The organism is Fulvivirga sedimenti (assembly GCF_020328055.1).
Map to the genome: position 1 here is coordinate 218,136 of NZ_JAIXNE010000005.1, position 21,553 is coordinate 239,688.

The 21,553-nt window shown below is 44.0% G+C and carries 22 protein-coding genes and 4 tRNA genes; 6 read left to right on the plus strand and 20 right to left on the minus strand.

Annotated features, from left to right (window positions below):
- Positions 1 to 79: 79 nt before the first annotated feature.
- The 13 genes from rplL to recF form a co-directional block, all read right to left on the minus strand.
- Complete coding sequence (gene rplL / locus LDX50_RS24675; RefSeq protein WP_225698947.1) at positions 80 to 463, minus strand: 50S ribosomal protein L7/L12; 384 nt, start codon at positions 461 to 463, stop codon at positions 80 to 82.
- Positions 464 to 503: 40 nt separating this feature from the next.
- A complete protein-coding gene (gene rplJ / locus LDX50_RS24680; protein WP_225698948.1) occupies positions 504 to 1,043 on the minus strand; it encodes a 50S ribosomal protein L10 in 540 nt (179 codons plus the stop codon).
- A 2-nt stretch (positions 1,044 to 1,045) separates the two neighbouring features.
- Entirely contained in the window at positions 1,046 to 1,747 is a 702-nt protein-coding gene (gene rplA, locus LDX50_RS24685) for a 50S ribosomal protein L1 (protein WP_225698949.1), read from the minus strand.
- A gap of 9 nt (positions 1,748 to 1,756) precedes the next feature.
- Positions 1,757 to 2,203, minus strand: a complete 447-nt coding sequence (rplK, locus tag LDX50_RS24690) for a 50S ribosomal protein L11 (RefSeq protein ID WP_225698950.1) — start codon at positions 2,201 to 2,203, stop codon at positions 1,757 to 1,759.
- Between the two features lie 21 nt (positions 2,204 to 2,224).
- Positions 2,225 to 2,782, minus strand: a complete 558-nt coding sequence (nusG, locus tag LDX50_RS24695; RefSeq protein WP_225698951.1) for a transcription termination/antitermination protein NusG — start codon at positions 2,780 to 2,782, stop codon at positions 2,225 to 2,227.
- 15 nt (positions 2,783 to 2,797) lie between these two features.
- Positions 2,798 to 2,992, minus strand: coding sequence for a preprotein translocase subunit SecE (gene secE / locus LDX50_RS24700; protein ID WP_225698952.1), 195 nt, complete (start codon positions 2,990 to 2,992; stop codon positions 2,798 to 2,800).
- Positions 2,993 to 3,007: 15 nt separating this feature from the next.
- Positions 3,008 to 3,080 (minus strand) — tRNA-Trp (locus LDX50_RS24705).
- Between the two features lie 169 nt (positions 3,081 to 3,249).
- On the minus strand, positions 3,250 to 4,437 hold the full coding sequence (tuf, locus tag LDX50_RS24710) for an elongation factor Tu (RefSeq protein WP_225698953.1): 1,188 nt from the start codon (positions 4,435 to 4,437) through the stop codon (positions 3,250 to 3,252).
- A gap of 147 nt (positions 4,438 to 4,584) precedes the next feature.
- Positions 4,585 to 4,656 (minus strand) — tRNA-Thr (locus LDX50_RS24715).
- A 45-nt stretch (positions 4,657 to 4,701) separates the two neighbouring features.
- Positions 4,702 to 4,774, minus strand: a tRNA-Gly gene (locus LDX50_RS24720).
- A gap of 35 nt (positions 4,775 to 4,809) precedes the next feature.
- Positions 4,810 to 4,890 (minus strand) — tRNA-Tyr (locus LDX50_RS24725).
- Between the two features lie 148 nt (positions 4,891 to 5,038).
- Positions 5,039 to 5,344, minus strand: coding sequence for a DciA family protein (locus LDX50_RS24730; RefSeq protein ID WP_225698954.1), 306 nt, complete (start codon positions 5,342 to 5,344; stop codon positions 5,039 to 5,041).
- Positions 5,331 to 6,431, minus strand: coding sequence for a DNA replication/repair protein RecF (gene recF / locus LDX50_RS24735; protein WP_225698955.1), 1,101 nt, complete (start codon positions 6,429 to 6,431; stop codon positions 5,331 to 5,333). Before recF ends, LDX50_RS24730 begins: the two co-directional genes overlap by 14 nt.
- Before the next feature lie 50 nt (positions 6,432 to 6,481).
- Here recF and pdhA point away from each other — a divergent pair, with 50 nt between their 5' ends.
- The 3 genes from pdhA (at position 6,482) to ribH (ending at position 8,838) form a co-directional block, all read left to right on the plus strand.
- On the plus strand, positions 6,482 to 7,516 hold the full coding sequence (gene pdhA / locus LDX50_RS24740) for a pyruvate dehydrogenase (acetyl-transferring) E1 component subunit alpha (RefSeq protein WP_225698956.1): 1,035 nt from the start codon (positions 6,482 to 6,484) through the stop codon (positions 7,514 to 7,516).
- A gap of 62 nt (positions 7,517 to 7,578) precedes the next feature.
- The gene (locus tag LDX50_RS24745; protein WP_225698957.1) at positions 7,579 to 8,286 is read left to right on the plus strand and encodes a tetratricopeptide repeat protein; all 708 of its coding nucleotides are present in this window, start codon (positions 7,579 to 7,581) and stop codon (positions 8,284 to 8,286) included.
- Positions 8,287 to 8,355: 69 nt separating this feature from the next.
- Positions 8,356 to 8,838, plus strand: coding sequence for a 6,7-dimethyl-8-ribityllumazine synthase (gene ribH, locus LDX50_RS24750; protein WP_225698958.1), 483 nt, complete (start codon positions 8,356 to 8,358; stop codon positions 8,836 to 8,838).
- Between the two features lie 81 nt (positions 8,839 to 8,919).
- On the opposite strand, the gene icd is transcribed toward ribH, so the two are convergent.
- Positions 8,920 to 10,146 (minus strand): NADP-dependent isocitrate dehydrogenase, encoded by a 1,227-nt coding sequence (gene icd / locus LDX50_RS24755; RefSeq protein WP_225698959.1) that lies wholly within the window; start codon positions 10,144 to 10,146, stop codon positions 8,920 to 8,922.
- 137 nt (positions 10,147 to 10,283) lie between these two features.
- Here icd and LDX50_RS24760 point away from each other — a divergent pair, with 137 nt between their 5' ends.
- Positions 10,284 to 10,847 carry a CAP domain-containing protein gene (locus LDX50_RS24760; RefSeq protein WP_225698960.1) on the plus strand — a complete coding sequence of 188 codons (564 nt, stop codon included), beginning with the start codon at positions 10,284 to 10,286 and terminating at the stop codon, positions 10,845 to 10,847.
- Here LDX50_RS24760 and panB read toward each other — a convergent pair.
- From panB to LDX50_RS24785, 5 genes are all read right to left on the minus strand, one after another.
- Entirely contained in the window at positions 10,844 to 11,662 is an 819-nt protein-coding gene (panB, locus tag LDX50_RS24765) for a 3-methyl-2-oxobutanoate hydroxymethyltransferase (RefSeq protein WP_225698961.1), read from the minus strand. The two genes, LDX50_RS24760 and panB, sit on opposite strands and share 4 nt — an antisense overlap.
- A gap of 16 nt (positions 11,663 to 11,678) precedes the next feature.
- Positions 11,679 to 13,166 (minus strand): sensor histidine kinase, encoded by a 1,488-nt coding sequence (locus tag LDX50_RS24770; protein ID WP_225698962.1) that lies wholly within the window; start codon positions 13,164 to 13,166, stop codon positions 11,679 to 11,681.
- 95 nt (positions 13,167 to 13,261) lie between these two features.
- Entirely contained in the window at positions 13,262 to 13,765 is a 504-nt protein-coding gene (locus tag LDX50_RS24775) for a phosphoribosyltransferase family protein (RefSeq protein ID WP_225698963.1), read from the minus strand.
- Positions 13,762 to 14,235: an Lrp/AsnC family transcriptional regulator gene (locus LDX50_RS24780; protein ID WP_225698964.1), complete on the minus strand. Its 474-nt coding sequence runs from the start codon at positions 14,233 to 14,235 to the stop codon at positions 13,762 to 13,764. Before LDX50_RS24780 ends, LDX50_RS24775 begins: the two co-directional genes overlap by 4 nt.
- A gap of 46 nt (positions 14,236 to 14,281) precedes the next feature.
- Positions 14,282 to 17,803, minus strand: a complete 3,522-nt coding sequence (locus LDX50_RS24785) for a T9SS type A sorting domain-containing protein (RefSeq protein ID WP_225698965.1) — start codon at positions 17,801 to 17,803, stop codon at positions 14,282 to 14,284.
- Between the two features lie 299 nt (positions 17,804 to 18,102).
- Between LDX50_RS24785 and LDX50_RS24790 the strand changes: the two genes are divergently transcribed.
- Positions 18,103 to 19,203, plus strand: coding sequence for a glycosyltransferase (locus LDX50_RS24790; protein ID WP_225698966.1), 1,101 nt, complete (start codon positions 18,103 to 18,105; stop codon positions 19,201 to 19,203).
- Positions 19,193 to 20,266: a glycosyltransferase family 4 protein gene (locus LDX50_RS24795; protein ID WP_225698967.1), complete on the plus strand. Its 1,074-nt coding sequence runs from the start codon at positions 19,193 to 19,195 to the stop codon at positions 20,264 to 20,266. The genes LDX50_RS24790 and LDX50_RS24795 overlap by 11 nt, the downstream gene beginning before the upstream one ends.
- Here LDX50_RS24795 and LDX50_RS24800 read toward each other — a convergent pair.
- Positions 20,218 to 21,552, minus strand: a complete 1,335-nt coding sequence (locus LDX50_RS24800; protein WP_225698968.1) for a hypothetical protein — start codon at positions 21,550 to 21,552, stop codon at positions 20,218 to 20,220. The two genes, LDX50_RS24795 and LDX50_RS24800, sit on opposite strands and share 49 nt — an antisense overlap.
- Between the last annotated feature and the right edge of the window lies 1 nt (position 21,553).

Below are 21,553 nucleotides of genomic sequence, written 5' to 3' on the forward strand. Positions count from 1 at the left end.
GAAAAGACCCCTATCCCGAAATGCATCGGGACCAGGGGCCTAACGGTATCGTTAGACGATCAATGTCGCCAACAGCGCCTTATTTCAATTCAACTTCAGCCCCAGCTTCTTCAAGCTGCTTCTTCAGGCCTTCAGCCTCATCTTTACTTACGCCTTCTTTGATAGCTTTAGGTGCGCTATCAACGATTTCTTTTGCTTCTTTCAGTCCGAGACCGGTCAGTTCTTTAACCAATTTCACGATTGCGAGTTTGGCACCTCCGGGTGACTTCAGAACTACATCAAATTCTGATTTCTCCTCAGCGGCCTCTCCACCTTCACCGCCACCGGCTGGAGCTGCTACGGCTACCGCTGCTGCTGCTGCAGGCTCGATGCCGTGAGTTTCCTTAAGGTATTCAGCTAATTCGTTTACTTCCTTTACGGTAAGTTCAACAAGTTGATCTCCAAGTGCTTTAACGTCTGCCATTTTTACTGTATTTAATCGATTGTAATTTTTAATTCATTTATTAATTTTCTCGCTCCTCGAGGGCTTTCACCAGACCTGCAAGGGTATGCTTTCCACTCTGTAGTGCAGAAATAACGTTCTTGGCAGGAGATTGCAGCAATGCAATAACTTCACCAATAAGTTCAGGTTTGGATTTAAGCTCGGTGAGCATTTTCAGATGCTCTTCGCCAACGAAGACATCTGTATCTATGGAAGCAGCCTTTAATAAAGGTTTTTTCTGATTTCTTTTCTTACGGTATTCTGTAATCACTTTGGCCGGAACGTTCGCATTGTCTTCCGAAGTAAACAGAATTCCTGTATATCCTTTAAGCGCCTCGTTCAGTCCGTTTTCCTCATATGCTACCTCCAGCTTTTCAAGGGCCTTCTTTACAAGTGTATTTTTATATACGCTGTATTCCAGTCCCTTATCAAAGCACATCCGGCGGAACGCATTGATCTGGGCTACCGATAATCCTGAAGCATCCGTAAGATAGAAATTCGGATTGCTGGAAAACTTCTCGGTGAGTTGCTCGATGATGATTGCTTTTTCTTGCCTGGTCATGATTACTTTATTCCTGAGATAGAGTTCTTATCAATTGTAATGGAAGGGCTCATCGTTGAAGACAAATTAATGCTTCTGAAATATGTCCCTTTCGCTGATGCAGGCTTCAGTTTTGCAACTGTCTGAAGCATCTCCTGCACGTTATCCATAATTTTTTCGGGAGTAAATGATGTTTTCCCAATGCTGGTATGGATGATACCGAATTTATCAACCTTGAAGTCGATCTTACCGGCCTTAATTTCTTTTACTGCCTTACCTACTTCGAGTGTAACAGTTCCTGATTTGGGGTTTGGCATCAGACCGCGCGGACCAAGAACACGACCCAGGCGACCCACTTTGGCCATCACTGTAGGCATCGTGATGATCACATCAATATCTGTCCAGCCTTTTTCAATTTTTTGGATATAATCATCCAGTCCAACGTAATCAGCTCCCGCTTCCTTGGCTTCTTCTTCCTTGTCAGGAGTACAAAGTACAAGTACAGTCAGATCTTTTCCCGTTCCGTGCGGAAGTGTAACCACGCCACGAACCATCTGATCTGCTTTCTTAGGATCAACTCCCAGACGGATATCGATATCCACAGAAGAATCAAACTTTGTGTAGGTGATTTCTTTCAAAAGGCTGGCTGCATCCGTAAGTGAATACTCACGATTGTTATCAACCTTCTCCCGGGCTATCTTTTGATTTTTAGTCAGTTTTCCCATTGTCTTATCTTAATTTTGCTCCCAGGGAGCTTTTCCTGTCACTCGAACACCCATACTACGAGCCGTTCCTGCCACCATTTTCATGGCAGATTCAATTTTAAAGGCATTCAGGTCTTGCATTTTTGTCTCTGCGATCGTTTTTACCTGATCCCATGAGATGCTACCTACCTTATTACGGTTGGGTTCCTGTGATCCTTTTTTCTTCTTGGCTGCTTCCAGGATCATTACTGGTGCCGGAGGTGTTTTAACGACAAATTCAAAAGACTTATCTGTATAAATTGTCACCAGCACAGGCAGTACCTGACCTTGCTTGTCCTGAGTACGTGCATTAAACTGCTTGCAGAACTCCATAATATTGAGTCCCTTACTACCCAGTGCAGGTCCTACCGGAGGCGACGGGTTAGCCTGCCCTCCGCGTACCTGTAATTTCAAGTATCCACTGATTTCCTTAGCCATTATTCTTTATATTCTTGTGCCTTAGTCTAATTTTTCTACCTGCATGTAATTCAGTTCGACAGGCGTATTCCGCCCGAAGATCTTAACCATTACATTAAGCTTTTTACGCTCTTCAAAAACTTCTTCCACCACGCCTGTAAATCCACTGAAAGGACCATCCATCACTTTCACTGATTCACCCACTATATAAGGTGTCTCCAGTTTTTCTTCCATTTCATCGATCTCGTCAACCTTTCCAAGAATTCGGTTCACTTCAGATTGGCGCAGCGGAACCGGCTCTTTCGAGGAACCTGTACCATTGTTGCCCAGGAAACCAATAACTCCGGGAATGCTTGTCACCAGGTGATTCGCTTCTCCGTTGCTGAGATCTGCAGAGAGCAGAACATAGCCGGGGAAAAAGTTTCTTTCCCGCACACGCTTCTTGCCATTCCGCATTTCATATACCTTTTCAGAGGGAATCAGAACCTGTGGAATAAAATCCGTCAGTCCTTCGCGCTCCACTTCTGTTTCCAGGTAAGATTTTACTTTCTTTTCCTGACCGCTGACGACCCTGATCACATACCATTTTAAATCACCCATCGTTCAGTCCGTCTTTTATTGATTAAAGCTGTAAATCCACTCCATGCCATTCTGGAAAACATAGTCCATGAGGAAGATCGCCAGCGAAAATATCATTGATGCAATCAATACCAGTATTGAACTGCTTTGCAATTCACTGTATTTAGGCCATGAAACCTTATCACGCATCTCGTGATAGGACTCCTTAATATATTTAACCACTTTTTGCATCCTTCTTTACTTTAGCACGGGTGGAGAGACTCGAACTCCCAGCCAACGGTTTTGGAGACCGCTACTCTACCAATTGAGCTACACCCGTTTCCGTTATTTAACACGGGAACTTCCCTGCATCCCAACCGTTGTTATCCACTTTTCAAAGATGTGCCCGTGTACCACATCTCAAAATGGTCTGCAAAGATACGTGAAGATTATAGAAAACAAAAGCGTTTCCGAAAAAATCAGAAACGCTTTTGCTTAAAATTTATTGATTAGTCGAGGATTTCAGTAACCTGACCAGATCCTACTGTACGACCGCCTTCACGGATCGCAAAGCGAAGACCTTTTTCCATAGCAATTTTGTTGATCAACTCAACTGTTACGGAAACGTTATCACCAGGCATAACCATCTCAACTCCTTCGGCAAGCATGATCTCGCCAGTCACGTCTGTTGTTCTGAAGTAGAACTGAGGACGATATTTGTTAAAGAAAGGAGTGTGACGACCACCTTCTTCTTTTGAAAGAACGTAAACCTCTGCTTTGAATTTAGCGTGAGGAGTTACTGAACCTGGCTTACAGATAACCATACCACGACGGATATCAGATTTTTCAATACCACGAAGCAACAGACCTACGTTGTCACCGGCTTCACCTCTGTCGAGGATCTTACGGAACATTTCAACACCTGTTACAGTAGACTTCAGGTTTTCAGCTCCCATACCCAGGATTTCTACAGGGTCACCGCTGTTGATCACACCGCGCTCGATACGACCAGTTGCAACAGTACCACGACCTGTGATTGAGAAAACGTCTTCAACCGGCATAAGGAAATCTTTGTCGATCAGACGCTCAGGAAGCGGAATGTACTCATCCACAGCCTTCATCAGTTCTTCTACTTTTTCAACCCACTGAGGCTCGCCATTCAATGCACCAAGAGCAGATCCCTGAATAACAGGAATATCATCACCTGGGAAATCATAGTCAGAAAGCAGTTCACGGATTTCCATCTCAACTAGTTCAAGCAGTTCAGGATCATCCACGAGGTCTACCTTATTCATAAATACTACAAGAGCAGGAACACCTACCTGACGAGACAGGAGGATGTGCTCACGAGTCTGCGGCATAGGCCCGTCAGTCGCAGCAACCACGATGATTGCTCCGTCCATCTGTGCAGCACCAGTTACCATGTTCTTTACATAGTCAGCGTGACCCGGACAGTCAACGTGTGCATAGTGACGGTTTTCAGTTGCATACTCAATGTGTGCAGTGTTAATTGTAATACCCCGCTCTTTCTCTTCTGGAGCGTTATCGATAGATGAGAAGTCGCGTTCCTGAGCCAAACCCTTGCCCGACAGTACCTTGGAGATAGCCGCAGTAAGGGTAGTTTTTCCATGGTCAACGTGACCGATAGTACCGATGTTCACGTGGGGTTTTGAACGGTCAAAAGTTTCTTTAGCCATATTTGAAAATCCCTAAATTTAGTTTAAAATGTATTCTTTACTTTTTTTCTGTATGTACAGCGAAATCAGGAAGCCTCCGGTTTTGATCCCGGAAAAATCCTGAAGTTATCTGCCGCGAACGGCATGACCGGTCCCAACCGATCAAAGAGCCAATGAGGGGAATTGAACCCCTGACCTCTTCCTTACCAAGGAAGCGCTCTACCCCTGAGCTACATCGGCATTCCTGTATGCCTGCCCAGAGACAACACAGGCCCCGATAGGGTGAGCGGGAGACGAGGCTCGAACCCGCGACCTACAGCTTGGAAGGCTGTCGCTCTACCAACTGAGCTACTCCCGCTTATTTGGTTTATCCGGAAATTCCGGCATCACCAGTGGGGAGAGCAGGATTCGAACCTGCGAAGCCGAAGCAACGGATTTACAGTCCGTCCCATTTGACCGCTCTGGAATCTCCCCAATTCAACAATATTTTTAAGAACCTGACCCTTGAATCAAGCCCCGGATTTGTTGAGCTTTTTTCAAAGAGAGTGCAAAATTATACGCTTTTTTCTTTTATTCAAACTTTTTAAAAAAAAGCCTGAAAAAATCTTAACACCTTGCAGGTTTATCGGATAATGATCTCATCCACAATCTTTTTTCCGGCTTCTTCCTCGAGACGTGATAGTATTTTATCCCGGGACATAGTAAGTTCATGCCGTAAAGGGGCACTGTTAACAGTCACAAACAATTTGCGGTCCTTTATATAAAGGCGTGTGGTCCGGTTCGCAATCGTTTTACCCATGATTCGCTCCCAATCTGCAATCAGTTTCGATTCATTGAATTTATCCTCAATCTTATAGCTTCGTAACAGATCACCCATGGCATCTGAAACCATGGTGACTTCCGACTTGCGTCCTTTATTTGATTTCATGAATCGATTCATTTTCTACTTTGTAAAATGTTAATGGAAACTCAGTTTCTGCCAGCAATTCCCGCGTCCGCTCTTCACGGGCATCGGTAATAAATACCTGCCCCATTCCTTTACCCTGAAGTATGTGCATCAATTGCAGAATCCGCTGCCGGTCGAGTTTATCGAAAATATCATCCAGCAATATAATGGGAGGAGTTTCCCTGGCTTCTGAAAGATACGCAAATTGAGCCAGTTTAAGCGCAAGAACAAATGATTTTTGCTGACCCTGAGATCCGTATTTACGAATTGCATGACCATCCATAACAAACCTGAAATCATCCCGGTGTATTCCCGTCGTCGTTCGCTCCAGGGCGATATCCTTTCGTAGAGATTGCTCAAACAGGCTCTGAAGATCTTCCGCTCCGTCGGATTTATACCGGATGTCCACCTGCTCACTGTTTTCACTGATCAGTTCATAGTAATTCCTGAATTCAGTGAGGAACGATTCGAGAAAATCACGTCTTTCTTCATAAATGGATCTTCCAAGCAAAATCAGCGGATCTGTATATGATTTCAACAGGTCCGCATCCGGAGCATAACCTCCCGACTGCTTCAACAAAGCATTTCTCTGCCGGAGAATATGATTATATCGAATGAGATCCCGGAGATAACTTTCATTTGCCTGGCAAAGGATTCCGTCGAAGAATCTTCGCCTTCCATCACTGCCGCCCCGGATCAGATCGGTATCATAAGGGGTGACGAGTACCAACGGCAAACGGCCGATATGCTCACTTATCTTTTCATAATCCTTGCCGTCGTATCTGATCGTCTTTGGAAGACCGGCCTGATAACTGCAAACAACCTGATGTGCTGATCCCCCGATTTCCCATTCACTCTGAATGAGAAAAGCCTGCGAGCCATGCCGGATATTTTCTTTTTCAATCGTATTGAACGCACTCTTGGTAAGCGCCAGGTAATGAATCGCATCAATCAAATTCGTCTTCCCCGAACCGTTCAATCCTGTTATACAGTTGATATAGGGTGAAAAAACCACGTTTACCTCATGGTAGTTCTTAAAATCAAACAAACGTAGTTTTCTAATGTGCATTAAGTTTTTTTGGTTAATTTCGCAGTCCCAAGTGGATCAAAATTAACATTATGGCAACGAGAACAAAAGGAAAGACAGCTGCTAAATCTACAGGTAAAACAAAATTCTCGAAAGAAACCTATCTGAACTGGTTTGAACAAATGCTCCTGATGCGACGCTTTGAGGAAAAAGCAGGTCAATTATACGGGCAACAAAAAATTCGTGGATTCTGTCACTTATACATCGGTCAGGAAGCTTGCGCTGCTGGTGCAGTTTCTGCGCTGAGAAGGGGTGATAAATACATCACCGCTTACCGCGACCATGCCCACCCTATCGCGTTGGGTTCAGACCCCAGAGCCATCATGGCCGAGTTGTTTGCGAAGGAAACCGGCATCTCGAAAGGAAAGGGCGGCTCGATGCATATGTTTGATAAAGAAAATCATTTCTTCGGAGGGCACGGTATAGTTGGCGGACAAATTCCGCTCGGCGCCGGGATAGCCTTTGCCGAACAGTATAATAAAACCGGAAATCTTTGCATCTGTTATATGGGCGACGGAGCAGTTCGTCAGGGTGCATTTCACGAAGCACTGAACCTTGCGATGGTGTGGAGCCTGCCGGTGATCTTTGTAATTGAAAATAACGGTTATGCAATGGGTACTTCTGTTAAGCGGACATCCAACGTAACTGAACTATATACACTGGGTGAATCCTACGACATGCCATCCGCGCCTGTTGATGCCATGTCGGTGGAAGACGTTCACGAAGCCGTAGCAAAAGCAGCCGAACGCGCCAGAAAGGGCGAAGGGCCATCACTCCTCGAATTCAGGACATACAGGTACAAAGGACATTCCATGTCTGACCCTGCGAAATACCGTACTAAAGAAGAAGTTGAGGAATACAAGGCAAAGGATCCGATCGAGCAGGTTCGTAAAACCATCCTCGATAATAAATTCGCTTCTGAGGAAGACCTGGAGAAAATTGAAAAGAAGATCAAGGAAACTGTTCAGGAATGCGTCAAATTTGCTGAAGAATCCGATTTCCCTGATCCTTCAGAAGCATTCCGCGATGTGTATGCTGAAGAGGATTATCCTTTCACTACGGATTAAGCCGGGCTGTATTTTCATATTGGGATATTATTGTTAGCTTTGCAGCCTTAAAAATGTAATCGATGGCAGTTAAGAGTAAAAAGAAAGCAGAGAGTCACACGGGGACCGAATACCTGGAGAATCCGGAGTTGCTGAGGGATCAGCTTACCAAAACGGAACAATTCCTTGAGGACCACCGCGGTGTCGTTATTGGAGTAGCCGCATTGATCGCTGTGGTTATTGCCGGTTTTTTTGGTTGGAAGTACTACCAGGATAGCCGAAATGAAGAAGCGCAGAACATGATGTTCCAGGCAATTCATTATTTTGAAAGCGACAGTCTTGATTTGGCATTAGACGGTGATGGCAGCAACCTGGGATTCAGTGCCATTGTTCAGGAATATTCCGGAACTGAAGCAGCAAACCTCGCCAATTACTATGCTGGTGTATCTTACCTGAAAAAAGGTCAATACAAGCCGGCACAACTGTTCCTTGAAGATTTTTCGAGCAGCGATCTACTCGTTCAGAGTAAAGCCTACAGTCTGCTTGGAGATATTCAAATGGAGCAGGGTAATTTCGACGAAGCCCTGACGTACTACAAGCGCGCTGCGAATCACCAGCCCACAAGTGAATTTTCTCCCGTGTACTGGATGCAGGCAGCCATCGCGGCTGAGAAAGCCGGCAATGAGACTGAGGCAGCAGGGGCTTATGAAAAAATTATCAATGATTATCCTAACAGTGACCAGGTGAATGAAGCAAAAAAATACCTGGCAAAAATTCAGGGTGTGAGTTAATCATTTAAGAACTATAAAAATGCAGAGAGGGGTAAGGTAACTTATCCCTTTCTTTTTAACTTTATTCCTATGGCAAGTTCCCAAAACAACCTGAGTGGATTCAGGGCAAAAACGACCGAAGACACAAAGAATTATCGTATCGCGATCGTCGTGTCTGAATGGAACGAATCCGTTACGGAAGCATTGTACTCCGGTGCGGTAAGCACATTGCGTGAATATGGGATTCAGCGGGATAACATTGTGCGTAAAAATGTCCCGGGAAGTTTTGAGCTAACCCTCGGGGCTCAATTCATGGCGCAAAAAGAAGATATTGATGCAGTTATCTGTCTTGGCTGCGTAATTCAAGGTGAAACCCGTCATTTCGACTTCATCTGCCAGGCAGTCGCTATTGGAATTACGAATGTAGGCCTGTCCTCCAACAAACCGGTCATATTCGGGGTACTTACACCGGATAACCAGCAGCAGGCACTTGACCGTGCCGGCGGGAAACACGGAAACAAGGGTGATGAAGCTGCCATTGCAGCTATAAAAATGTTGCAGGAATTCAAGTAACACTGAGGTTAAAAACATGATAAATTAAAAGAGCCCGCTCATCAGGAACGGGCTCTTTTATTATGTATAGTTCAATTATGATTACATGTTGCTCACAATCTCCTCGCCAAACTCAGAACACTTGAGCAACGTGGCTCCTTCCATAAGTCTTTCAAAATCATAGGTGACACGCTTGGATGCAATGGCTTTTCCAAGACCTTCATAAATCAGGTCGGCCGCTTTCTGCCATCCAAGATGTTCAAGCATCATGGCTCCGGAAAGAATTACCGATCCGGGATTCACCTTATCCTGTCCTGCATATTTTGGCGCCGTACCGTGGGTTGCCTCGAAAATGGCATGACCACTGATATAATTTATATTCGCACCGGGAGCAATTCCAATACCACCAACGATTGCTGCAAGGGCATCTGAAATATAATCTCCGTTCAGGTTGAGTGTAGCAACAACCGAGTATTCCGAAGGACGGAGCAGGATCTGCTGAAGGAAGGCATCCGCAATTACATCCTTGATGATTACCTGGTGACCGTCTTTTTCAATGATCTGCCATGGTCCTCCCTCAAAATCCGTTGCACCATAATCTTCACGGGCTACTTCATATCCCCAATCACGGAAAGCACCTTCGGTAAATTTCATAATGTTGCCCTTGTGAACAAGTGTTACAGACGGTTTCTTCTGTTCAAAGGCGTAGTCAATGGCACTTTTAACCAGGCGGCTGGTTCCTTCCTGACTAACCGGTTTAATGCCGTATCCGGCAGAATTTGGAAATCTTACTTTCTTATATCGGGCAGGAAACTGTTCTTCCAGTAATTTTCCAAATTTATCACAATCAGCTGTTCCCTGCTGAAACTCAATTCCCGCATAAATATCCTCCGTATTTTCCCGGAATATAACCATATCAGTTTTCCAGGGTTCCTTCACGGGCGACGGCGTTCCCTCAAACCAGCGAACAGGTCGTACGCACGCATAAAGATCAAGTTCCTGCCGTAAGGCCACATTAAGAGAACGAATCCCTCCTCCCACTGGTGTTGTGAGCGGACCTTTAATTCCTACAAGATATTCACGGAATGCATTGAGTGTTTCTTCTGGCAACCACTCACCACTGGCATTGAAAGATTTTTCTCCGGCAAGGACTTCTTTCCACGCAATCTTTTTACTTCCGCCGAAAGCCTTTTCGACGGCGGCATCAAGTACAAGTTTGGCAGCAGGCCAGATATCAACTCCCGTGCCATCCCCTTCAATAAAGGGAATAATTGGATTATCCGGTACACGAAGTACGCCGTTCTCTATGGTGATCTTTTGTTCGCTCATTTTTTAATTGGTTACTTTAAATGAAACCGCCTTACCGCGGGATGCGAATTTACTAAATTAGAAGTCTTTCTGAAAGAAAAACGGCGCAACTGAGCTAACTAGGCAATAATATTCTGAAATTGACCGTTTCCGGCATAATGAGATACCTGCTTTTTATATTGTTCATACTGTATTTACAGCCACCGGGGATAAATAAACAGGCTATTTGCCTGTCAGCAGAGGAAGCGCGCCTGCTTACCCTGATCAATGAATACAGGCAGGATCAGGGATTGCCTCAAATATCATATTCATCCCGTCTCACAAAAGTGGCACAGGCACATGTTCGGGATCTGGAAAATAATTATGAATTTTCATCAAACAACCGTTGCAACCCACATTCATGGTCGGAAAATGGCGAATGGTCATCATGCTGCTATACCAATGACCATAAGCAAGCAGAGTGTATGTGGAACAAGCCGAAGGAGATTTCAGGATATGATGGTGCAGGGTTTGAAATTGCCTATTTCGCTTCATCAGGTGCCAAAGCACGTGCGGGTCTGGATGGCTGGATAAGGAGCCCGGCCCATCTCCCCCTGATCATCAACAGTGGCCAGTGGGAGCAGGTCACCTGGAATGCTATTGGAGTTGGAGTGTATGGAAAATATGCAGTAGTATGGTTCGGAAGGGAACCGGATCCTTCAGATTATTCAATATGCCGTTAATAAGATTCATCTTCCGAAGGAAATCCACCGGATTTTACATCATGAATATATTCGGTAACTGCTCCTGAAATTATGGTATCGAGGTCGACGTAGCGGCGTAAAAACCTCGGTTTGAATTCTTTGGTAATTCCGAGCATATCCTGCATTACAAGTACCTGTCCGTCAACATCAGGTCCGGCGCCAATCCCGATAATTGGAATCTTCACTTCCTGGGCAACCCGGCGGGCAAGTTCGGAAGGAATTTTTTCCAGCACAATCGAAAAACATCCGCATTCTTCCAGAAGCCGAGCATCTTCAATGAGCTTTTCAGCCTCCTCCTCTTCCTTCGCCCGAACAGTATACGTACCGAATTTATATATCGACTGCGGAGTAAGACCGAGATGGCCCATCACAGGAACACCGGCGGTAAGGATTCTGGCAACAGATTCCCTGATTTCCCTGCCCCCTTCAACCTTTACGGCATGGGCACCGGATTCTTTCATGATTCGGATTGCTGAGCGAAGTGCTTCCGACGAATTCCCCTGATAACTTCCGAAAGGTATATCCACCACGACAAAGGCTCTGTTCACGGCCTTCACTACTGAAGTAGCATGATAGATCATTTGATCCAGCGTAATAGGCAATGTGGTTTCATTTCCCGCCATCACATTGGATGCCGAGTCACCTACCAGCAAAACATCAATTTGCGCAGCATCCAAAATTCTGGCCATTGAATAATCATAGGCCGTAAGCATGGCAATTTTCTCACCACGATTCTTCATCTCCTGGAGCTGGTGTGTGGTAACTTTCTTGATTTCAGACTTATGCACAGACATGTGCCTAAGTTACAAATTATTTGGAATTCGGAATGGTCACAGTGAATGTAGTTCCATCGAGTTCAATACTCTCCACATCGATGGTTGCCTCCAGCTTGTCTGCGACTTTCTTTACGATATATAGTCCCAGGCCGGATCCTTCACTCTTTTCCGTTGCCCGGTAAAACATATCAAAAATATGCGGCAGCTTAGACGATTCAATCCCTTCACCATTGTCACTGATCCGTATCACGGTCTTTTCACGCGTTACCTCCGCGAAAATATCGATCGTCGATTTTTCCTTATAGAAGCTGCGGTATTTAATCGCATTGGAAATCAGGTTATTCAGTATGATCCGAACCCTGGTAGGATCGGATATGAAAGGTATGGGCTGGAATATTTGGGTTGTAATTTCAAGGTTACTCGTATCTGAAGCATTATAATAACTGGTTATGCTATTATTAATTTCCAGCATGAGACTGATGGGTTCATGGGGATCGTTCACCCTGTCGTTACGTGAAATACTGAGGAGTTCCACTACCAGATCATCGAGTCGGCGGACACTCAGTTGAATTTTTTCGATGCATTCCTCACGAAGCTTCTCACTGTCCTCCATTCTGTAAAGATCAATCAGCCCAAGTATTGACCGGAGAGGGGAACGTAAATCATGGGAAGCATGATAAACGAAACTATCCAGTTCAAAATTTACCTTTTGGAGTTCTATGAGGTTCTCCTTGGTCTGGGTGATATCCTTCAACACGAAGTCAACGGTTTCCTCCTCCTGATAAACCACTGCATTAATTAGCACCCATCGTTCTTCACCATTGGCCAGTTTTAGCTGCAGTTCAACATTTTCGACGGCACCGTCGGTTTTGAGCAATTCGATCAGATCCTTCCGCTGTCGTTTACCCAGCACATCCCGAAAGTGAAAAGTTTCACGATCGTTCGCGGGAACTTCCAGAAAAGTCCAGAATTTTTCATTGCCCTCAAGGATTTCGGTGAGGTCGGGTCGCATTGTACCCATGGCTACAAGTGAGTTCTGGAAAAGGTTCCGGTATTTGCGCTCACTGCGTTCCAGCGCGCTGGCAGCCTTCTTTTGCTCTGTAATGTCTCTATGTGATCCCGACACACGTATGAGCTTATCATCGGCGTCACGAATGGCAGTCGCTTTGGAAAGGATCCATCGATATTCACCATTTCGATGTCTCAGTCTGAATTCCTGGTTGTAGTGGTCCACGTTTCCTTGGATAAAATCTTTAAAATTTGCGATAGCCCTTTCCCTGTCGTCGTGGTGCAGCAATGATTCCCAAAGATTATTGGGGACCGTTTCTTTTGCCCTTATGCCCAGCATTTCCTTCCATGCACTGCTCACAAAGACTACATTATCGATCAAATCCCAGTCCCAGAGTCCTTCTCTGGCGCCGGAAGCTGCTGCTTCATAGTGCACTAATCTGTCATTCAGGGCACTTTTCTCACGCTCAAGGCGAGCAATGCGCTCCCCAAGATCTTCTTCCCTAACTTTCACGTAACCTGTTTTAGTATACCCTTAAGATAATTGAGTATCTATGAATTTCAAATGAGATGTACCTTTCGTGCAAGGTTTAGGATAACATTGTAGTATTACTGAAGAAATACTGAAAGTTTTTGTTTTCCTAACTCCACTTTTACATGCTCATTGATGGTGGTGGCTAATTCATATCCGGTGTATTGGGTGGAAACCGGAAACTGTGTGTGACTTCGGTTAACCAGAACAGCAATTTCAAGTCTTTTCACCTTAACCTTTAAAAATGGCTTTAAACTGTAAGCAAGTGTTCTTCCGGTATTCAACACATCATCTACAAGGACAATAGACTTGTTTTTTAATTCCTTTTCATCGCAATCCAGTGATATTTCACTTTGTGTAGGTGCGAATTTATCCAGGTTGACTTTAATAAGACGTACCCGAATCGGTGAAATATGTTCCAGGGCTTCTGCAATTAGCTTTGCAAGTTCAAATCCCTGCTCAACAATTCCGGCCATAACCAACTCCTTCTCACCATAATTATTTTCATAGATTTCATAGGCAATCCGGCGAATCTTCTGCCGAATCTGCTCATCATTAAGAATGGGAGTGTTGTCTTTCATTTTAGTGGCATTACTTTGCTGTCCTTGAAAGTGGAAAGAATAACCATCGATTGCATATTATCGACGATATCAATGTTGCTTACTGTTTCAAGCATCAGCATCTGGTAGGAAGAAATATCTTCTGCCACAATTTTCAAAATGAAATCGCCGCTGCCGGTGACATGATGACATTCGACAATCTCAGGAATTGATTCAATTCTGCTCACAAACCGTTCAATATTCTCCTTGTTATGCCCCTTTAAGGACACCATTACGAACGTACTCACTCCCAGACCAATCTTATTTGCGTCAAGTTTTGCATGATAACTCTGTATCACACCTGAATTTTCAAGCTTTTTGACACGTTCCAGCGTTGGAGCCGGAGAAAGGCCGATTTCCTGTGAAAGCTGCGCATTGGTGATTTTTGCATTTTTCTGCAAAATCTCAAGGATCTTCCTGTCTGTGGCGTCTAATTTAATGTTGCGTTTCATCGAATCTCATTGAATGGCAAAGATAATCAAAAATGATTGGTGCGTGTTAACGACTGATCACGATTCTGTGCATATGTACCGCCTGTCCGTCGTTGATCATCAGGAAATATACACCCTGCCGCAGAGCTGACGTATTCAATGTGACCGTAGTAATTCCCGAACGTTCCGTCTGAGCAGCAGGTGTATTTACAAGCTGTCCAAGGCTGTTAATAATTTCCATTCTCACTTCAGAAGCTTCACCTGAATAAATCTGAACATGAAGTTCGTCACCGGCGGGGTTGGGATAAGGCACAGATGTTTGAACGGTGGTTCCGAAGGTGACGCATGAGGAATTATTTGAAAGATCTGAATCGGGAAATCCCCCGATCTCATCAGCAATTTCGACACACATATACCCAAAATTCTTATCCTCCAGATCGAAAGGAAGCAATACGACAATCTCAGACCCGGGGGCAATGGGTGCATTAACAATGCCATTTATAGACACCTGATCATCAAGCTTTAGCTGAACGGGAAACGACTGAACGTTAATTGAACCGTTATTTCTCACATTCATCTGAAGTTGAATCCGGTTGTTATTTCGGATTGCCACCAATTTACCTGCGACCATGTCCATAAATGGCTCTACCACGTCGATCATTTGCGTGGCAACTCCTGCACAATCGCTACTGTTGTAGGCAAGCAGCATAACATCATAGGTACCAAATTCACTGAAGGTAAATTGAAAATTGGCAGTTTGTGCAATTAATTCGCCGTTCACATACCATTCAAATCTTTCTGCATTAGCCGTTGTATTTGTGAAATTGACACTTAACGGCGGCGCTCCTGCGATAGTGCTTGCCGTAAAGGAAGCAGCCGGAGGGTTTCCAATTGAAATCAGCTGCTGCGTGGAGTACGAGCATCCGCTTTGGGTCTCTACGGTGAGCGTAACGGAATATGTACCTATGCCGGGAAATTCAAAGGACGCTACATTTCCTGAGGCTACTCCAAGGCCAGCAAAGTCCCATTGATACGAAACCAATGGATCCTGTGGTGATTGAGAAATATCCGTAAATGTTACAGCATCGCCAACACAGGGATTATCAACCTGAAAAGCAACATTTGGTGGCTGCGGAACCCGTACTGTTTGTGTCACCGTACCGATACATTGATTTGAACCTGTCACAATCAGTGTAACCTCATAATCAGATGGAAAATCGAAAACATAATCCGGATTCCGGCGCGAGCTGAATTCTCCGCCAATATCCCAGGCCCATGACGTAATGGATGTTCCGGCAGCGGGGATCGATTCATCGGTAAAGAAAACAGTTTCATTTACGCATGATGTGCTAAATGAAAAGGCCGCATCAGGCGAAGGAAGCACATTAACTGATTTTGTAATTGTGGCTTCGCATCCAAACGTACTGGTAACGGTGAGATTCACCAGGAATGTTCCTGAATCATCAAACTGAAACTGGGGCGACTGGTCGGTCGACGTATTGCCATTCCCAAAATCCCACAACCAGCCTTCGATATTTGCATTTTGCACGGTTGATTCATCGATGAATTGGATGGGGTTACCGGCACATGCGAGCTCGGTGCTAAATTCTGGTAACGGTTCAGCATAAACCGAGACAATCTGATCAATAAATGATACACACCCCGCGCTGTTAAAGGTGGTCAGACGAACCGTATAATCACCTGGTTGATCGTAGGTATATAATGGATTTTCTGCTGTGGACGTCGTGCCATCACCAAAGTCCCATATATAGGATGTAATAGCCCCCTGGGAGGTATTGTTGAATTGGATTCCCGCTTCGATACACGCATCCGAAACGGAGAAAGAAGGGGCAGGCCCGTCAATTACATCAATACTGCGCGTAACCGATGAAATACACCCTGAAACTCCGGTCACCTCCAACCGGATGTTGTAACTGCCGGAATTGACAAATCCCAGTTGAGGGTTCTGGTCCTGTGAAACAAGTACACCGTTGCTGAACCATGCCCACTCCCTGGGCATATCATTGGTAAAGGTTGACTCATCAGTAAACAAATTGGACGTATTCGTACATACGACTGCATCTGCGGAAAATCCTGCCTGCAGATCATCGGCAGGAAAAATATTTACCTCGCGGACCAATGATTGGGATTCACCGCAGCCATCTGTCATTGTGAGCGTTACGTTAAAAGTTCCTGAGGAAGAAAATGTATGGCTCGGATTTAAATCAGTACTTGTAGTTCCATCACCAAAGTCCCAAAAAGCAGTTCCGGGCGTTACATCGAGAATCGTTTCATTTATAAATTGCGACGCAGAGCCAATGCACTGACCCGATACGGAAAACTGTGGATCAGGACCTCGATTCACTAAAAGTGAATCAAAGTAAATCCATTTCCCAACCCCGCGGGTTTCCGTAAGTGAAATCAGTTTGACGCCTGCCCCACTATATTGAATAGCGGGAGGATTCGCTGCATCTGAGGTAAAAACAGATGCATCACAGGTATTGTTGATATCGAGTCGATATAGACTGTTATTACCGGGATTCGATAAAAAAGCATGATAACGACTGTCTGACTTGATCCAACCGAAGTCGAAGGCTAACGTAAAAGTTCCGAAATTACCAATATAATTATATGCCGGAATCACGTCGGTATCTGATGAATAGATTAATTGATGTAATTCGCCAGTGCGTGATAATACTAAGGAAACCAGCTTATCCCCCTGCGGAAAGAACTCAACTGAATATGGTGTGTTCATAGGTGGGAGTGCCTGGTTGATCTGTTTAACCTGAATTTCACTCCCCGGCAGCATGGTTGTCTCAAGTTGATAAATCTCTCCGTTCTCATAGACTGCAAGACCAATGTAGGTGCCATTGAAATATTCAAATGCTACATTCCTGAAAAAATTTGTCACCGGAAGTTGCTTAACATCCAGGACCGGTGGGTTGGCGATGCCATTATTAAAATCGAGCTTCAGCAGTCTTCTTGACGACCGGTCCGCAATAAAGAGAATAGGGTGATCAGTAAGAACAAGATCTGCTCCAAATGGGGTAGTAATCTGACCTGAAAAATTTCCCAGGTTACGAACAGTCGGAATATTGACAGGATCATTTCCAAATTCAAGGATAAGGAGATCATTCCCGCTACTTGCGTTCAGGCTAAAGGCAAACCAGTTACCATTTTCACGAAACAATTTGATTTTTGTTGGGCGGGAAAGGATACCCAGGTCGCCAAGGTTTGTAATTATCGGGGTATTTGTAAGTGATGTACCAAACTCAAGCCGTACCAGATCATTGGAGTTGGCAGCCAGAATAAACCCAAAGAAACGTCCTGAATGCTCGATGATCTCAATTCCATCTATTCCTGCGGCCCCGGGTATTCCTGTTAGAGTAATTCCATTGCCCGAAATATCAAGCAGATCATCATCACAAAAATCCCACTCTATAGAGTCATATCCGGTAATGGAGGTGGAGAACAAGACATCCTGATTTCTGCATGCCTGGGCAGGCCCATCAATCGGATTCTGGGCCATTGAATTAACACAGCATACCAGCGCGATAAACAAAAAGAACCCAGGAATAAGAATCTTCATATGATTCAAAAATAAAAAAAAACTGATGCATGGCGTAAAGTATAACCATACTGCCGTAAGATAAGATATTTATCTATTTTTGGTTTCGAATATTTACCGAAACCATACGAAGGAAGTTTTTGAAGGAAACTCTCCCGGAAGGAACCTAATTCATTCGATCGTTGAGCAGTCATATACTTTACATCACATACGACGGAATACTTGATCCTCTGGGGAAATCCCAGATTCTGCCTTATATATATCTCCTGAGGTCAAAAGGTTACACCTTCCATATTCTTAGCGTCGAAAAACCTTCGAACATGGGTGTCCCCAAAGATGAAATGGAGAAAGAACTGGATAATCATGGGATCCAATGGTCATTCCTTCAGTTCAACTCTTCAAGTATTGGGAAGATTACTGATATGATCTCCTTTTCACGAGCCGTCAACTCTATAATAGAATCGGGAGGGATAGATCTTATCCATGCGAGGAGTTATGTTGCCGGGGATGTGGCACTGAAAATGCATAAAAAATATGATATCCCCTATCTGTTCGACATTAGGGGATTCTGGATTGATGAAAGGGTTGAACGCGGCATTTGGAATTTACGCAACCCGATTCGCTATATCGCTTACAGGTATTTCAAAAAAGTGGAAGGTGAATTATACAGAAATGCTGCAGGTGTGATCACGCTCACCCACCTTTCAAAAGGAATAATATCTCAAAAATGGTCAACGGATTCAGATTGCATTACTGTTATACCTTGTGCCGCAGACTTCTCTGTCTTCAGACCTGAAAACGATCAACAGAAAAAAGAATTCAGAATTGAACAGGGCATTCCAGCTGACGACTTAGTAATTTCATACTCAGGATCCATCGGAGGTGTATACCTGCTGGACGAAATGCTGGATTTCTATGAGTTACTTCAAAAGCGTTACCCCGAAGCCTGGTTTTTATTTTTAACTCCTTATCCTGCCGAATTAATCCTGGCCAGGTGCAAAACCAGAAACACGAATAGTGACAGGATTCGAGTCACTTATGTTGACCACAGGGATATAAACCGATTCCTTAACTTGTCAGATATAAATATCTTTTTCCTTCGGGAAAGCTATTCAATAAGTGCCAGTATGCCGACTAAGCTCGGGGAGATATGGGCAGCTGGTATTCCTGTTATTGCGAATGAAATTTCTGATTTCCCCCGATATTTTGTTGAAGGAACTAATGGCTTACTAATACAATCGATTACTTCGGCTGCCATGCAGCAGTGTGTTGATCAGGTTGATCGATTGATTTCGACCGACCCGGAAGAGATCAGATCACATGCGCAATGTTATTTCAGTCTTGAAGATGCTATTAAAAAATATGATCTCGCATACAGCAGGATTTTAGGAAAGTATAATGAGCCTGCATATGACGAATAAAAAGAAAATACTCTTTCTATTGCCATATCAATTTGATGAAATAGCGGGGCAGCGGTTTCGATGCGAACACTTTTATCCGCTGCTTAGGGAAAAGGAATATCAATTTGAAATAAGGGCTTTTTATGATGCAGAAATGCACCGTATCATGTATAAGCCAGGTCACGCGCTGAAAAAAGGATTTAAAGTGCTTTCCGGATTTATACGGCGAATTGGTCATACATTTAAAAGCCTGAAGTACGATTACGTTTTCATATATCGTGAACTAACCCCGATCGGTCCGCCATTTTTCGAATGGGTCATTAGCAAGGTTTTTCGCAAAAAGATCATTTTTGATTTTGATGATGCCCTTTGGCTGCCTGATGAAAATGAATCTGCATTCAAATCTTTGGTGAAGTGTAAATGGAAAATAAAATATTTAATCAAATGGAGTAGCGTGGTCTCTTGCGGGAATCCCTATTTGGCTGAATATGCTGCGCGATTCAACGTTAATGTAACAGTCCTGCCGACAGTGGTAAATACCCGCGATAGTCATTTCCCGAGAAAATTAGAAAAATCTGAAGTGCCCGTAATCGGCTGGACCGGGAGCCATTCCACATTGATTTATCTGGACCAGATGTATCATACCCTGGAAAAGCTGAGGGAAACCAAAGAGTTCAACTTTAAAGTAATTTGCAATAAAAAACCACCGGTAGATTATCCGTGGCTTGTTTATAAAGAGTGGACAAAAGATACTGAAATTGAGGACTTGTCTGAAATAGATATTGGTATCATGCCCCTGGCAGAAACTATGTGGAGTGAAGGGAAATGCGGTTTTAAAATTATACAATATTTGGCGCTGGAAATTCCCGCAGTTGCAAGTCCGGTTGGCATCAACCAAAACCTGATTAAGAATGGCGAAAACGGTTATTTGTGTTCAACTCAGGATGAATGGATGAATAGGCTGGGTGAACTACTTGACGATCCCGAAAAAAGAAAAAAAATGGGAATTGCAGGAAGAAAGGAGATTATCGAATCTTATTCTGTAGCCTGTGCATCACCTATATTCCTGTCGCTCTTTGAGTAATCCAGAATCATTACGAGCATGGAGAGATAAAACGGTATCAGTGGAATTTTATATCGGGCCAGTGAACCGAAATTATACGTTGAAACGCCAACCGCAAAAGCAAAAACCAGCGAAAAAACCATACAAAAAAATATGACCGGATTTGATAGAGATCTGAAAAATCGAATTCCTCCTGCCCGGATTAGTACATATATTGTAAGCAATAGAATCAGAAAGGACTCAATCGACAGAAATGCCATCAGGGCGTTTCGTATTTCCCATGGAAACGGCCTGAAGAGTGAAACTAAAACACCTTTAGGAGCCAACCGCAGTAATCCAACAAATGTACCATCCATTTCCCCCAAATCGTACGTAGAACCTGCAGACCTTCCCGTCCAGAACGCTATATCATAGGCTGTAGTTCTTGCGGTTTTTGCAAGCGCATCCACCGAATAGCGAGGATCATCCCTGGTTACATTTATGGCGGAATAGTAGGCCGCTAGGATACCAATGATTAACAGAACCGGGGCTACCAGGGATCTTAGTACGATATTACGGATCGAACTGATCTGACGCAGGAAAAACCAAATCATGATGGCCGGTATGATGGCTAGTAAAAGGTAAATCTTGATCTGAAAAATGAGCCAGGAAGAAATTAATATTATCAATGAATTCCTGAATACTCCATTTCTAAGGAAGAACACCTGATGGATACCAAATACGAGCCATCCTAATGCTCCAAGGGTAATGGTATCCTTCAGGATTCCTGAACCCCAGAATATCACAGAAGGAACAAAGAGCACAGAGTAAGCGAGCAAATTGGTTTGACGTGGAAAATAATAAATGAAAACGTTATACAACACCCACAGACCGCTGAATGAAAAAAGCGCAAAGAATAAGGCAGTTGCCGAATATGTACTGAATGTGATCAGATCAAATACAGCAGCGATCCGAATGATCATGAATGAGCTGCTGTCACGGTAGAACGGAATTTCAGAGGTCGCATAATAGAGTCCTTTAATATTGTTGCCGTTTGAAAATAGTAATTTGAGGCCGCTTATCGGGTTTTCCCAAAAGACATCAGCAATGATCTCACTGCCTCGGGTATGAAAGTTATAGGTATCCCCACCATTGTAATAATACTGATAAAGAAGGCCCAGAAGAATAGCAGCCACCAATCGTGCTGATAGGGCAGGAATAAAATACTTTCGTGTAGTTTCAGTCGTAAAATACGGGCGTAAAACAAACGCCACAAACAGGATCAGTGAAAAATATATGGGGGTTACGATAAGATCTTTGAGATCCATA